The 12,863-nt window shown below is 69.8% G+C and carries 9 protein-coding genes; 5 read left to right on the top strand and 4 right to left on the bottom strand.

Translation table 11 applies throughout. From position 1 onward, the window contains the following. Positions 1–21 precede the first annotated feature (21 nt). On the bottom strand, positions 22–297 hold the full coding sequence (locus ACIPQB_RS16430; RefSeq protein ID WP_446486328.1) for a DUF1427 family protein: 276 nt from the start codon (positions 295–297) through the stop codon (positions 22–24). Between the two features lie 54 nt (positions 298–351). Continuing rightward, complete coding sequence (locus tag ACIPQB_RS16425; protein WP_446486327.1) at positions 352–1,017, bottom strand: hydrolase; 666 nt, start codon at positions 1,015–1,017, stop codon at positions 352–354. A 306-nt stretch (positions 1,018–1,323) separates the two neighbouring features. Here ACIPQB_RS16425 and ACIPQB_RS16420 point away from each other — a divergent pair, with 306 nt between their 5' ends. Both ACIPQB_RS16420 and ACIPQB_RS16415 read left to right on the top strand, forming a co-directional pair. Further along, entirely contained in the window at positions 1,324–3,948 is a 2,625-nt protein-coding gene (locus ACIPQB_RS16420; protein WP_446486326.1) for a glycoside hydrolase family 31 protein, read from the top strand. 209 nt (positions 3,949–4,157) lie between these two features. Next, the gene (locus ACIPQB_RS16415; protein WP_446486325.1) at positions 4,158–5,048 is read left to right on the top strand and encodes an alpha/beta fold hydrolase; all 891 of its coding nucleotides are present in this window, start codon (positions 4,158–4,160) and stop codon (positions 5,046–5,048) included. 123 nt (positions 5,049–5,171) lie between these two features. Here ACIPQB_RS16415 and ACIPQB_RS16410 read toward each other — a convergent pair whose 3' ends face one another. Then, a complete protein-coding gene (locus ACIPQB_RS16410) occupies positions 5,172–7,241 on the bottom strand; it encodes a TonB-dependent receptor plug domain-containing protein (RefSeq protein ID WP_446486324.1) in 2,070 nt (689 codons plus the stop codon). 425 nt (positions 7,242–7,666) lie between these two features. Between ACIPQB_RS16410 and hisS the strand changes: the two genes are divergently transcribed. From hisS to hisG, 3 genes are read left to right on the top strand one after another with little or no spacing between them, the layout of a single operon-like run. Continuing rightward, positions 7,667–9,145: a histidine--tRNA ligase gene (gene hisS / locus ACIPQB_RS16405; RefSeq protein WP_446486323.1), complete on the top strand. Its 1,479-nt coding sequence runs from the start codon at positions 7,667–7,669 to the stop codon at positions 9,143–9,145. Next, a complete protein-coding gene (locus ACIPQB_RS16400; RefSeq protein ID WP_446486322.1) occupies positions 9,142–10,296 on the top strand; it encodes an ATP phosphoribosyltransferase regulatory subunit in 1,155 nt (384 codons plus the stop codon). Before hisS ends, ACIPQB_RS16400 begins: the two co-directional genes overlap by 4 nt. Next, positions 10,293–11,249, top strand: coding sequence for an ATP phosphoribosyltransferase (hisG, locus tag ACIPQB_RS16395; protein ID WP_446486321.1), 957 nt, complete (start codon positions 10,293–10,295; stop codon positions 11,247–11,249). The genes ACIPQB_RS16400 and hisG overlap by 4 nt, the downstream gene beginning before the upstream one ends. A gap of 556 nt (positions 11,250–11,805) precedes the next feature. Here the strand turns inward: hisG and leuB are convergent. Next, complete coding sequence (gene leuB, locus ACIPQB_RS16390; protein ID WP_446486320.1) at positions 11,806–12,858, bottom strand: 3-isopropylmalate dehydrogenase; 1,053 nt, start codon at positions 12,856–12,858, stop codon at positions 11,806–11,808. Positions 12,859–12,863 lie beyond the last annotated feature (5 nt).

Genomic DNA, 12,863 nt, shown 5'->3' with positions numbered 1-12,863 from the left:
CGGCTTGGCGGCGGTCGAGACTCATGCTTGCCCCTTGGGCGTTTGCGGATCGGGGCCGTCGCCGGCGATGGCCTGCGGACCGAGCATCTGACCGGCGCATTCGGGGGTCTTCAGGTAGGCCACGACCGGCGCCTTGGTCATCAGGCGCTTGGCGATCGGGACCGCCTGTTCGCCCAGCAGCATGCCGAGCAGGCCCAGCAGGGCGATGGCCGGCGGCGCGGGCGAGCGCACGCCGAGCAGCGAGTAGAGCACGCCCGCGAGCAGCCCGGCGCCGAGTGAGAGCAGGTAGGGTTTCATGACGGAGCGCTCCGCGAAGAAAGGGCGGCTTCGCGCCGCCCCTTCGCTATGGGTTCAGGCGGCGACGGCGTCGTGCTCCGAAGCGCCGAACATCGACTTGGCGTAGGTGATGCCGAGGCCATAGGCGCCGCCCAGCTCGCGGGCGATGCCGGTGGTCAGGTCGTAGGTCTCACTGCGAGCCCAGTCGCGTTGCAGCTCCAGCAGATATTGCAGCGAGGTGATCGGTTGGGCGCCGGCCTGGATCATGCGCGCCACGGCGCGCTCGTGCGCTTCGGTGGAGACGTCGCCGCTGGCGTCGGTGATCACATAGACCTCAAAACCCTGGTCCAGAGCCGAGAGCGCGGGGCCCACGATGCAGACCGAGGTCCACAGACCGGCCAGCACGATCCGCGACTTGCCGATGGCGTTGACCTCGGCGATCACCGCCTCGTCTTCCCAGGTGTTCATCGACGTGCGGTCCAGCAGGGCCTTGCCCCGGAAGGGCGCGGTGACCTCCGAGAACATCGGCCCGGAAAAGCTCTTCTCCGCGACGGTGGTCAGGATGGTCGAGACCCCGAAACCGGCGGCGGCGCTGGCGACCAGGCCGGCGTTGTTGCGCAGCTCCGTGGCCGAAATCGACTTGGTCGCGAAGGCCATCTGGGACTGGTAGTCGATCATGATCAGGGTGTGATCGTCGGCGTTCAGGAGGCGAGCGCCCGGCGTGGCGACGGCTTGGGTCATGGCTGGATCCTTCGATGCTTGGAGGACCGCTCCCGGCCGCCCCGTTGTTCCGACAAGAACACTTTGGACGCGATGCATTGCTGCATAAATGGAAATTATCGAAACCTATTGTTTCCAGTATAGCACTCTCGCCAGAGCCCGTTCTGATCGGTGCGTCCGGGATCGTCGCCGGCGACGATCCCGGACGTCCGTCAAATGGGACGAGAATATCCGCCGCCCGAACGCGACCGCTAATGGACGAACCGGCGGTGTTCGTGGCCTTCTCCCGTCGCCTGTTCGCGTCAACAGCGTTTGATGAGGATCGCCATGCGCCAACCCGTAAGTCGTCGCGCCTTTCTCCTTGGCGGCGTGGCCGTGGCGGCCAGCGCCGCGGCCGGACCGCTTGCCGCCGCGGGCCGGGTCAGCGAACCCGACTTCAGCCTCGTGCTGCCCGAGGGCGTTCTCCAGATCTTCGCCGTCAGCGACCGCGCGTTCCGGGTCCGCTTCGTCCCGGCGTCCGAGGCCCGTTCGGCGCCGCCCAGCGACATTCTCCTGCCGACGCGCGCGCCGCGGCCCACGCGCCATCGACAGGGCGACGTCACGCGCCTGGTCCTGCCGCACATCGCCTGCGAGATCGACGCCGCCTCGACGGTGCGCTTCTTCGACACGCAAGGCCTCCTGCTGCTGGCCGAGACGGCGGGAGGCCGCCGGCTGGAGCCGAGCCGGCTCGGCGACGAGACCGTCCACATCGCCGAGCAAGAGTTCGAATCGCCCGCCGACGAGCGGCTGTTCGGCACGGGCTGCTTCCAGGACGGCGCGCTGGAGCTGCGGGCGCTGCCGCGTCGGCTCACCCAGGTCAACACCCAGATCAGCCTGCCGTTCATGCTCTCCAGCAAAGGTTATGGCCTGCTGTGGCACAATCGCGGGATGGCCGAGCTGAACCCGCCGCCGCATCGCGCCGAGCTCACCAAGGGCGCGGCGGGCGAGGCCCGGACGGCCGACGTCACCACCACCGCCGGCAACGCCCGCGTCGAGCGCAGGCTGACCGCCTTCGAGGGCGAGATCCAGGTCGAACAGGCCGGCCGCCAGGCTTTTCTGCTCGACATCGGCCAGAAGATGGCCTCGATCCACCACGTCGAGATCGGCGGCCAGGTCATGGTCGACTTCGCCAATCTGTGGCTGCCGCCGACCACCAGCTTCCTGGCCGACCTTCCCCCGGGAACCCACAAGGTCAAGGTGCTCGCCAACGACAGCGACGCCCCTGTGCTTCACCATGGCCCGGCGCGAGCGGCCACGACCTGGCGCGCGCCGGTAGCGGACGCGATCGACTATGTGGTGATCGCCGGTCCCAGCGCCGCCGAGGTGATGACCGGCTATCGCCAGCTGCTGGGCGCCACGTCCATGCTGCCGCGATGGGCCTACGGCTATATCCATTGCCGCGAACGCTTCCACTCGTCCGACGAGATCCTCGAGACCCTCGACGAGTTTCGCCGCCGCCAGCTGCCGGTGGATGTTATGGTCCAGGACTGGCAGTACTGGGGAAAGCACGGCTGGAACGCCATGCGGTTCGACGAGACGCACTATCCCGATCCCGCCGGACTGGTGCGCGCCCTGCACGCGCGCGACGCCCGCTTCATGCTCTCGGTCTGGTCCAAGGTCGGCAAGGACACCGAGCTGGGCAAGCAGGTCGCCGCCAAGGGCTATTACATCCCGGGCACCGAGTGGATCGACTTCTTCGATCCCAAGGCCGTGGCTTTCTACCAGGCCCAGCACGACCAGCGCCTGGGCAAGCTCGGGATCGACGCCTGGTGGCAGGACGCGACCGAGCCCGAGAACGACGATCTCGTCGGCCGGGTGACCGCCGCCGGCCGTGGCGAACATGTCCGCCTGGCCTACCCTCTTGAGGTCGCTCGCGCCGTCCATGACGAGCGTCGCCGGGCCGAGCCGAACCTGCGGCCGATGATCCTGACGCGCAGCGCCTTTCTCGGCCAGCAGCGCTACGCGGCCGCCACCTGGTCGGGGGACATCGGCAACGGCTGGGACACCCTGGCCCGCCAGATCCCCGCCGGACTCAACATGGCCGCGGCCGGCCACGCCTATTGGACGGTCGACGCGGGCGGCTTCTTCCGGCCCGGCGAAGGGCAATATACCGACCCCGGCTATCACGAACGGTTCCTGCGCTGGTTCCAGTACGCGACGTTCCTGCCGCTGCAGCGCGTACACGGCTACCAGACCGATACCGAGTTCTGGCGCTACGGTCAGGCGGTCGAAACCATCGCCCGGCAATATCTCGAGCTGCGCTATCGCCTGCATCCCTACGTCTACGGCCTGGCGGGCGAGGCGTCGCAAAGCGGCATGCCGATCATGCGACCGTTCGTCTTCGATTTCCCTCAGGACGCCGACGCCCTCGCCGAAAAGCACAGCTACATGTTCGGCCCTGCCCTTCACGTCGCGCCGGTGGTGGCGGGCGGCGCGGACCCATGGCCGGTCTACCTGCCGCGAACGGAGGGCGGCTGGACCGATCTTTGGACCGGCCAGCGCCGTGAGGGCGGTCGCCGGCACGAGGTGGCCACGCCCATCGAACAGCTGCCCCTGCACGGTCGCGCCGGCGCCATCCTGCCGATGGGCCCGGTCATGCAGTCGACGGCGCAGACCACGGGCGCGGCGATCGACCTTTTCGTCTTTCCCGGCGCCGACGGCGCGTTCCAGCTCTACGAGGACGACGGGCTCAGCAACGCCTACGAGCGGGGCGCCTTTTCGACCATCGCGATGCGCTGGAATGACGCTGCGCGCGAACTCGTCATCGAGGCTGCGCAGGGGCGGTTCGACGGCGCGCTGTCAGAGCGCCGCTTCCATCTTCATCTGGTCGGACCCGACGATACGCCGCTGCGACCGAGCCCCGGCGTGGCGGTGAATTATCATGGCGCTGCCGTTCGCCAGCGGCTGCGCTGACTGTCCTGAAGTTTCTCGCGATCCTCCTGACGGCGTTGACGCTCGTGGCCGGCGGCGCGTGCCCTGGCGGCGCCCAACAAGGTCCGCCTGCTGCAGGAGCGCACGGCCGTGCGGCAGATCTCCGGAGGCTGGGCGTCGCTCCGTCGGAAACGCGCGCGGCTATCGACCGTTAGGCCTGCATCACCCCCCAACCCAGGATGACGGGTCCAATGATCGCCGGTTTCGAGACGCGGGAGATTTCTGTTGGATCCGCGGGGACGATCTTCGCCCAATGCGGCGGTCAGGGCGCCGGCGTCCTGCTCCTCCACGGCTTTCCGGAGACGCATCTCATGTGGCGCGACATCGCGCCACGATTGGCCCGCGACTTCACGGTCGTTTGCGCCGATCTGCCCGGGTATGGCCGCAGCGCCCCCGCAGCGCCCGAGACCGGTCCTCCCCAGACCAAGCGCGCGATGGCCGCCATGCTGATCGAAGCCATGGACAGCCTGGGTTTCGAACGCTTCGCCGTCGTCGGCCACGATCGCGGCGGGCGCGTGGCCTATCGCCTGGCCTTGGATCATCCAGGCCGTGTCAGCCGACTGGCCGCGCTCGACGTCATCCCGACCGCGGCGATCTGGGACCGCGCCGACGCGCGGTTCGCCCTGGCCTTCTGGCCCTTCTCGTTTCTGGCCCAGGCCGCCCCCTTGCCTGAACGGCTGGTCGGCGCCTGTCCCGAAGCGGTGGTGGAGGCCGCCCTCTCGGGCTGGGGCACGCCCGAGACCGTATTTTCCAGCGAGGTCCGGACCGCCTATGTCGAGGCGCTGCGGGACCCGGCCCAGGTCCACGCCATCTGCTTGGAGTATCGCGCAGCAGCGGGCGTCGACCGCGAACATGACCATGCCGACCTTGCGGACGGTCGCCGGATCGGATGCCCCCTCCTGGCGCTCTGGAGCGCATCCGGAGGCCTCGCCAACTGGTACGCCGATGAGGGCGGCCCCCTGGAAATCTGGCGCGCCTGGGCCTCCGACGTAACCGGAAACGCCGTCGCCGGCGGGCACTTCTTCCCCGAGGAGCACCCGACCGAGACGCTGCATCGCCTCCGCCATTTTCTGTTGGCCTAGGATGTTCGGCGGGTTAGGCCCCCGGCCATGGTCAGCTTCCGCGTTCACAGGATCGACTTCGCTAGCGCCTCGGCCGCCGCCAGGAAGCGGACGTTCCCAACGTCGGGGATGAGTCACCTCCCCCTAAAACGTCCGCCTCACCCGCACCGTCACAAACGTCCGCGGGTTGATGTCCCGCTCCTCGGTGAAGTCCACCGCCCGGGTCTCGCGGTCGGCATAGACCGCGCGGCGGATGACGAAGTCGTCCCACATGTTCAGCTGGGCGCGGATGGAGAGGGTCGGGGTCGGCTTGTACTCGACGAAGCTCTCGAAATAGCCGGCCCCGCGCCAGCTGTTGGTCTGGTCGGGGTCGTAGGTGCCCTGGCCGAGCAGCGGCAGCCAGTTGATCCCCCACTGGGTCTTCCAGCGGGTCAGGTCCTGCTGGAAGCCGATATTGGCCTGGGTAGGGCGGATCTTGGAGATCGGGCGGTCGCGGCCGGTGGTCGGGTCGGTGACGTGGGTCTCGTTCCAGTCGTTCTTGAAGGTCAGGCGGCCGCCCTTGATCCCCCAGTGGTCGGTGGGGACGACGATGTTGACCGACAGGCGGTCGAGGGTGGCGTTCCCGATATTGCCGATCGCCGAGCGGCCGCCGGGCAGGGGCAGGCGGTCGATGACGTCGACGATCTGGTCGTGGCGGTAGCCGATCGAGACCACGCCCTCGCCCCAGAACCGGCGCTCATAGGTCAGTTCCGAGATCCAGCGCTGCTCGGGCACCAGGTCGACATTGCCGTCATAGACGGCGCCGTCGTCGAGCTCGGCCGAGGCGGCGAAGTCGTCGAAGTCCAGCTGGCCCAGTTCGCGCTCGAAGCGGAAGCGCAGCTGGTGGTCGGCCTTGGGCGTCCAGGTGGCCTGGAAGCGCGGCTTGGCGAAGAAGAAGCTTTCCTTGGCCGAGGCGTCGCCCGACTGCTTGATGGTCGAGGTCTCCAGCCGCAGGCCGCCCTCCAGGGTCAGCTTGGGATTGACCCGCCAGGTGGTCTTGGCGAAGGCCTCGCCGCGCAGCTCCTCGACCTTGACCGAGGCGCTGGGCAGGGCGATCGGGATCCCGCCCTCGCTATAGGCCTGGCGGGTGTCGAGCATGTTGTAGGCCAGCTCGCCGCCGGCCTCGATGGTCAGGCCGGCCGTGGGCTCGTGGCGGACCAGGCCCCGCAGGATCGATTCCGACGACTTGCCCTTGGCGGTGAAGCGCTGCTCGGGGCCGGCGACGCCGTCCTCGGTCTCGCCGCCGGTGGCGACCTGGTCGAAATGCTCGAACTGGTGGATGACCCGGGTCTCCAGGGTCCAGCGCGGCTTCAGCGGGCGGATCCAGGTCAGGCCCAGCTCGCCGTTCTGGCTGTCCTCGGCGTAGTCGTTGCGGCGCAGGGCCGTGGGGGAGCGGGTCTGCTGCCACTCCTGCCAGTCCTTGACGCCGTACTGGGCGGTGGCCTCCAGCTTGCCGCCGGCCACGGGGCCGGTGTAGTTGCCGCGCACCGAGTCGCCGCCGCCCCAGCCGTCGTTGGCGAAGGCCTCGTCGCGCAGCACCTTGCCGGCGGCGTCGCGGCGGATGCTGCGGCCGACGCCGTTGGAGTCGCTGTAGCTGGTGCCGTCCGACAGGGTCAGGCCCCAGCTGCGGTCGCCGTTGCGGGCGGTGAACTGATAGGAGCCGCCATAGATGTCGTGGCCGCCGTCGAACACCATGCCCTCCAGGGTCAGGATCGACTGGCGGCTGGCGGCGGTCTTGAGGATGACGTTGACCACCACCGCATAGCCCTGCATGTCGACCCCGGCCGCGCCGCCGCGGATCAGCTCGATGCGGGCGACCTGGCTGGCCGGGGTGCGCTCGAGCACGTCGGTCCCGGCGTCGGTCTTGGAGGCCGGGCGGTTGTTGTTGATCAGGATGTTGCCGACCGCGCCCTCGAAGCCGCGGGTGCCGGCCCCGTCGTCAGCGGTGAAGCCGGGCACCCGCTCGACCATGTCCAAGGCGGTGTTGGGCCGCTGGCCGGCGAAGAAGTCGGGGGTGAAGACCAGCACGCCCTTCTGGGCGGCGTCATCGAGCGGGGCCGTGGCGGTGGGGCCGGTCGGGACTGGGGCCTGGGCGGCCTGCGGGTCGGCGGCGGCCAGGGCCGTTCCGGCGGTGAAAAAGACGGCGGCGGTCGCCAGCAGCATGGTCCTGGTCATCGGTGTTCCCCTCAAGTGAGGAGATCACTGCCGGCCGGGGCTTCTGATCTCAAGTTACAAGCCGGAAATGTAGATTACATCGAAGACAACATTACAGCGGGTTCATGTTTGTAGTGCTTTATGCCTGTGGATAAGCTTGGAGAAAGTTGCGTTAAGACTTGGAAAGTCTTCGGTCAAGACTGCCGCAGGCCGGCGAGTCGCCACCGCCATGAGACGCCCCCTTCCCCCCCGCCGCCGGCTGCGCTATAGCCCGCGCCGATGACCCGCACGCCGCATCTCCACGGCCGCCACCACCATCCGACCTCGCCTCGCGGGATCGGCCGGGTTCGCTCGCTCTAGGGCGACGCCCAGCCAGAGCCCCGCCTAGCGGATGGGGCTAAGCACCAGCGCCATCCGTCGAAGCCTTGAACGCCTAAGGACCGACGATGACCGACTCTCCCGACACCTTCCGCCCGCTGGCCCGCAACCCGCGCGGCTTCGCCGACAAGCGGGCCCGCGACCTGCGGGCCGAGCGCGCCATCCTCGAGGCGGTGTCGGCGGTCTATGAGCGCTACGGCTTCGAGGCGCTGGACACCGGGGCGTTCGAATATGCCGACGCCCTGGGCAAGTTCCTGCCCGACAGCGATCGTCCCAACGAGGGGGTGTTCGCCCTGCAGGACGACGACGACCAGTGGATGGCGCTGCGCTACGACCTGACCGCGCCCCTGGCCCGCTTCGCCGCCCAGAACTGGGAGACCCTGGCCAAGCCGTTCCGCCGCTACGCCTTCGGGCCGGTGTGGCGCAACGAAAAGCCGGGTCCGGGACGGTTCCGCGAATTCATCCAGTGCGACGCCGACACCGTCGGTTCGGCCCGGCCGGAGGCCGACGCCGAGATCATCGCCATGGCCGTCGCCGGTCTTGAGGCGGCCGGCCTGCCGCGTGGGGCGGCGGTGCTGAAGATCAACAACCGCAAGCTGCTCAACGGCCTGTTGACCGCGGCCGGGGTCGAGACCGGCGGCCAGAAGCTGGCGGTGCTGCGGGCCGTCGACAAGCTCGACCGCCTGGGCGTCGACGGCGTGCGGCTGCTGCTGGGCGAGGGGCGCCTCGACGACAGCGGCGCCTTCACCAAGGGCGCGGGCCTGGTCGGCAAGGCCATCGACTCGGTGCTCGACTTCGTCCAGGCGGGATCGGGCGGGCGCTCGGAGACCCTGGCCAGGATCGCCAATGTCATCGGCGGCTCGGCCGAGGGCGACGAGGGCCTGGACGAACTGGCCAAGATCGACGCGGCGCTGAACAGCCTGGGCGTGGCCGACGACCAGGCGGTGTTCGAACCCTCGATCGTCCGGGGACTGGAATATTACACCGGCGCGGTGTTCGAGGCCGAGCTGCTGCTGTCGACCACGGACGATAAGGGCCAGAAGGTTTCGTTCGGCTCGATCGGCGGCGGCGGGCGCTATGACGACCTGGTGGCGCGGTTCACCGGCCAGTCGACCCCGGCCACCGGCTTCTCGTTCGGCGTCTCGCGCCTGGCGGCGGCCCTGCGGGCGGCGGGACGCGAGCCGGGCGGGGCGGCGCGGGGACCGGTGGTGGTCATCGCCTTCGACCAGGCCCACATGGGCGAATATTTCGCCGTGGCCGGCGAGCTGCGCGCGGCGGGCATCCCGGCCGAGGTCTATCTGGGGACCTCGGGCATGCGGCCGCAGATGAAATATGCCGACCGGCGGCTGTCGCCGGCCGCCATCATGCTGGGCGGCGACGAGATCGCGGCCGGGACCGTGACGATCAAGGACCTCGACCTGGGCCGCGAACTGGCCGCCGGGGTGGCCGACAACGCCGCCTGGAAGGCCGAGCGCCCGGGCCAGCAGACCCTGCCGCGCGGCGAGCTGGTGGCGGCGGTGCGGAAAATCATCGGGGACGATCAATGAGACTCGAACGCGCCATTCCGAGCGCGGCGCTGGAGGCTGTCCGCGCGCCGTTCCTGGCCGCCCGGGCGACGCCGACCGACGCGCCGGTGCTGCAGCCGCTGGGCCTGCTGCTCGACCTGGCCGGGGAGGCCATGCGCTCGCGACTGTTCGTGGTCTCGGGCGATGCGGGCGAGGAGGCCTGCCTGCGCCCCGACTTCACCGTCGCGGTGGCCCGCGAGCACCTGGCCAAGGGCGATGGCCAAGGCCGCTACCTCTATGAAGGCAAGGCTTTCCGGGTGGCGCCGCGCGGCAGCGACCGGGCGGAGGAGTTCCTGCAGATCGGAGTCGAGGCCTTCGAGGCCGGCGACCCGGTCGCCGCCGACGCCGAGATCGCCGCCCTGGCCTGGGCGGGGGCGGCGGCCGGCGGTCGCGACGACCTGACCCTGCTGCTGGGCGATGTCGGCCTGTTCGCCGCCTTCGTCGACAGCCTGGGCCTGGCCCCGCCGCTGCGCGCGCGGCTGAAGCGAGCCTTCACCAAGCCGCGGCAGCTGAAGATCGAGCTGGAGGGCGGGTCGTCCGCCCCCGGTCAGCCGCCGGGCGAAGCGCAGAGCCGCATCGCCGCCCTGCTGGCCGGCCTGCCCGAGAGCGAGGCCGCGGCGGTGCTGCAGGAGCTGTGGTCGCTGGCCGGCATCGAGCCGGTCGGCGGTCGGCGGCCGGCCGAGATCGCCCACCGCCTGGTCGAACGGGCCCAGGCCGCCCAGGCCGGGGCCCTGTCGGTCGGCGAGAGCGACGCGGTGCGGGCCTTCCTGGCGGTCAGCGACCGTCCCGGCGCGGCCCTGGACGCCATCGCCGCCCTCGGCGGCCCGCAGCGCGCCGGCCTGGACGCGGCGCTGGACGGCTGGCGCCGGCGGCTGGCCGGCATGGCCGCGGCCGGGGTTCCGCAAGACCGCATGAAGCTGACCGCCGCCTTCGGCCGCGCCTTCGGCTACTACGACGGCTTCCTGTTCGAGGTGCGCAGCGACGCCCTCGGCGACGAGCGGCCGCTGGCGGCCGGCGGCCGCTATGACGGCCTGCTGTCCCGGCTGGGGGCCGAGACCCAGAACACTGGCGGGACCGGCGCGGTGGGCTGCATGGTGCGGCCGGCGCGGGCCTATGCGGGAGGCGGCGAATGACCGACACGCCGATGATCTTCGCCATTCCCTCCAAGGGCCGGCTGAAAGAGCAGGTCGAGGCCTGGCTGGCCGAATGCGGCTTCAAGCTGGACATGGCCGGCGGCTCGCGCGGCTACAGCGCCGAGCTGTCGGGCCTGCCAGGCGTTTCCGTGCGGCTGCTGTCGGCCGGCGACATCGCCGCGGGCCTGGACAGCGGCGAGCTGCACCTGGGCGTCACCGGCGAGGACCTGCTGCGCGAGCGCGGCGAGGACATGGACGCGCGGGTGATGCTGCTGCGGGCCCTGGGCTTTGGCCGCGCCGACCTGGTGGTCACCGCCCCCAAGAGCTGGCTCGACGTCGACACCATGGCCGACGTCGACGAGGTCGGCCATGTCCACCTGGCCAAGACCGGCCGCCGGTTGCGGGTGGCGACCAAGTACGTCACCCAGACCCGGGCCTTCTTCGCCCGCCACGGCGTCGCCGACTATCGCATCGTCGAAAGCAGCGGGGCCACCGAGGGGGCGCCGGCGGCCGGCGCGGCCGAGCTGGTCGTCGACATCACCACCACCGGCGCGACCCTGGCGGCCAACGGCCTGAAGATCCTGTCAGACGGGGTGATCCTCAAGAGCCAGGCCCAGCTGACCGCCTCGCTGATCACGCCGTGGACGGACGGCCAGATCGACTGTTTGCGACGCCTGCTGTCGGTGGTCGAGGCCAAGGGTCGGGCCCGGACCCTGGCCGCCCTGGTCTGGCCCGCCGAGCAGGACGGAGCCGGTCAGGCGGCGGTGGCGCCGTTCGTCGGCCAGGGGGCCCGGCGGGCCAATGGCGCCCTGCTGGCGACCGCCCACCTGTTCGAGGCCGCGGCCGCCCTGGCGGCGGCGGGGGTCGAGCCGGTCACCGTCTCGCGACCGGACTATGTGTTCGAGTCCCGCTCGGCGGTGCTGGAGCGATTGAAAGCACGGCTGGATCGGTAAGTTTTGACTGAGTTGTCAAAAATATCCTGGAGAACGGCGATAAGTTTGACCCGCGGGTCCAATCTAAGCCTTTTTCGTCAAAAATATTCGCGGCGCCGCTTCGATTCACGATCGTTGCCGTTGACACCATCTCGGATTTGCCGTTTCTAACCCTTGCAAGGAAGAAACGGGCCCACAGAGAGCTCCCTTCCTTCGGCGTTTCGGGGAGGAAACGCCCACCTAGATCGAGTGATCGAGAAATAGCTGAGCCCGTCGCGTTTATCCCCCGCGGCGGGTTCGGTGTATCTGGGTCCATGTTCAGATTTTTGACGAATCTGATAAAAACGGCGTTTCCTCGGGAAGCGCCGTTTTTCTTCATCCCCTGTCGCCCGTCGGCGCGGACCTTGCGTCCGGGATAACGGGGAAGCCCGAGTGTCAGCTCGCAATGTCGCGGAGCGCCTTGACAAGGCGGCGAGCTCCTCGCCCGCCAGGCCCTTTTGGTCAGCCTTCCCGAGCCATCCGTCCACCATGCGGGGCGCCTCGGTGCGGCGACGGAACAAGGTCGTTCGTCAACGCCCTACAGATTGGAAAGCACCGCGTCGCCCATCTGGACGGTGGTGAGCGCGCCGCCGAGGTCGCGGGTGCGGGCGCCGCCGTCGAGGGCGGCCTTGACGGCCTTCAGCAACTGGTCGGCGGCGTCGGCGCGGTTCAGCGACCAGCGCAGGGCCATCTCGAACGACAGGATGGCGGCCAGGGGGTTGGCCACGCCCTTGCCGGCGATGTCGGGCGCCGAGCCGTGGATCGGCTCGTAGAGGCCCGGCTTGCCCGCCGCGCCCAGCGCCGCCGAGGGCAGCATGCCCAGCGAGCCGGTCAGCATGGCCGCGGCGTCCGACAGGATGTCGCCGAACAGGTTGTCGGTGACGATGACGTCGAACTGCTTGGGGGCGCGGACCAGCTGCATGGCGCAGTTGTCGGCCAGGATGTGCTCCAGCTGGACGTCGGCATAGTCGCGGGCGTGCAGGTCGGTGACCACCTGCTTCCACAGCAGGCCGCTTTCCATGACGTTCGACTTCTCGGCCGAGGCCACGCGGTTGGACCGGCCGCGGGCCAGCTCGAAGGCCACCCGGGCCACGCGCTCGATCTCGGCGGTGGTGTAGACCTGGGTGTCGACGCCGCGCTTCTGGCCGTCGCCCAGGTCCTCGATGCCGCGCGGCTGGCCGAAATAGACCCCTCCGGTCAGCTCGCGGACGAACATGATGTCCAGGCCCGAAACCAGCTCGCGCTTGAGGCTGGAGGCGTCGGCCAGGGCCTCGAAGCAATAGGCCGGGCGCAGGTTGGCGTAGACGTCCATCGCCTTGCGCAGGTTCAGCAGGCCGGCCTCGGGACGCAGGTGGCGCGGGGCGTTGGCCCATTGCGGACCGCCGACCGCGCCCATCAGCACCGCGTCGCTGGCCAGGGCCGCGTCGCGGACCTCATCGGTCAGCGGCGTCCCATGGGCGTCGTAGCTGGCGCCGCCATAGATCCGCTCCTCGACGTTCAGGTCGGGCGTGAGGGCGGCGGCCACCCGGCGCACCTGGGCGCAGACCTCGGGGCCGATCCCGTCGCCGGGCAGGAGCAGAAGCGTGGACATCGGAA

The sequence above is a fragment of the Caulobacter sp. LARHSG274 genome (assembly GCF_052871235.1).
Note: the sequence above shows the minus strand (reverse complement) of the source record. Positions and strands in the feature narration are given on the sequence as shown.

Excerpts from the sequence above, each read along its gene's own strand:
- ACIPQB_RS16430 (WP_446486328.1), bottom strand. The coding sequence starts at position 297 with ATGAAACCCTACCTGCTCTCACTCGGCGCCGGGCTGCTCGCGGGCGTG.
- ACIPQB_RS16425 (WP_446486327.1), bottom strand. The coding sequence starts at position 1,017 with ATGACCCAAGCCGTCGCCACGCCGGGCGCTCGCCTCCTGAACGCCGAC.
- ACIPQB_RS16420 (WP_446486326.1), top strand. The coding sequence starts at position 1,324 with ATGCGCCAACCCGTAAGTCGTCGCGCCTTTCTCCTTGGCGGCGTGGCC.
- ACIPQB_RS16415 (WP_446486325.1), top strand. The coding sequence starts at position 4,158 with ATGATCGCCGGTTTCGAGACGCGGGAGATTTCTGTTGGATCCGCGGGG.
- ACIPQB_RS16410 (WP_446486324.1), bottom strand. The coding sequence starts at position 7,241 with ATGACCAGGACCATGCTGCTGGCGACCGCCGCCGTCTTTTTCACCGCC.
- hisS (WP_446486323.1), top strand. The coding sequence starts at position 7,667 with ATGACCGACTCTCCCGACACCTTCCGCCCGCTGGCCCGCAACCCGCGC.
- ACIPQB_RS16400 (WP_446486322.1), top strand. The coding sequence starts at position 9,142 with ATGAGACTCGAACGCGCCATTCCGAGCGCGGCGCTGGAGGCTGTCCGC.
- hisG (WP_446486321.1), top strand. The coding sequence starts at position 10,293 with ATGACCGACACGCCGATGATCTTCGCCATTCCCTCCAAGGGCCGGCTG.
- leuB (WP_446486320.1), bottom strand. The coding sequence starts at position 12,858 with ATGTCCACGCTTCTGCTCCTGCCCGGCGACGGGATCGGCCCCGAGGTC.